At 55.3% G+C, this 1,094-nt stretch carries 1 protein-coding gene; it reads left to right on the top strand.

Features of this window, described 5'->3' with window-relative positions; translation table 11 throughout:
* Nucleotides 1-403 precede the first annotated feature (403 nt).
* Nucleotides 404-1,094 (top strand): hypothetical protein (locus tag AC4FWB_RS34465; protein ID WP_491030667.1); only part of this gene is annotated, 691 nt, incomplete at its 3' end.

A 1,094-nucleotide genomic window follows, 5' to 3' on the forward strand; every position in this document is an offset into this window, starting at 1 on the left:
TGCCGATCCGCAACTTGCCCAAACCGCACGGGAGAAAGCGGCGGAATTTATGTCCGTTTACGCTCAATCCGATGCTGAAAAGAAAATTCGTAAACAAGTAACCGACAATTAATTCTGCCAACTATTTTCCGATAATAGAGTTTTCCACAGATAACCATTGACACGAATGTCAATATAGTGCATCGAGACTTTACGCTGTAGCCCAAATCACTTCATGTTGATCTTGTGCGACATGCGCATTCTCTGTGGTTCGTCCGGAACATCGGGAGAGGATCGCCAGCGGTAGCAATACCGATTCCTCTCCCGAATTCCCGCCGATCACTTGGGTTTCGCCGGTCACGCATACACCGGCCGCTCTGGCGAGCGACTTCACCGCCAACCACAGCTCGAAACGACATTCCCCATGAATGCCCTGACCGCCGTCGGCATGTCCGGCGAACGACTAAACACGCCTTCATTTCCCGATGGTTTTACAAGCCGCCCGCAATGGGTCGTTTGGCGGCTCGAAAATAAACCGGGCATTCTCAAACCCGCCAAGGTGCCGTACGACGCTAAAACCGGGCAACGCGCCAGTCCGACCGATGCAATCACATGGTCGGATTACTCGACGGCAATTGCAGCGCTCGCGTCCGGTCAATATGCCGGCCTTGGTTGGGTGTTTACCGATCAAGATAGCTATTTTCTAATGGATTTGGACGGGTGTAGAGACGACACGACCGGCGAGTTTACCGCCGAAGCGCAAGGGATTTGCCAGCAATTTAGCGGCAGCGCTTGGGAAATTAGTCAGAGCGGCCAAGGCGTTCATATATTCGGCCGTTGCGACAAAGCCGCGCTCGCCAATTTCCGCAACAAATGGGCGGGTTGGCTGGAGTGCTACAGGACCGGCCGGTTTGTTGCGTTCGGATCGGGCGGCATCCAAGGCAATCTCGATATCGATTGGACGAACGTTCTTGCTTGTTTGATCCCGGTACGTCCAGCCGGCGAGACGGATGCGTCACAGGAAGCCGCCGAGCGCGATCCGCGTTGGCGCGGCCCGGAGGATGACGAAGAGCTTCTAAGGCGCTTCCTGGCCTCCGTAGGCGGCGACAAAGCCA

Source organism: Mesorhizobium sp. LEGMi-168a (assembly GCF_058312955.1).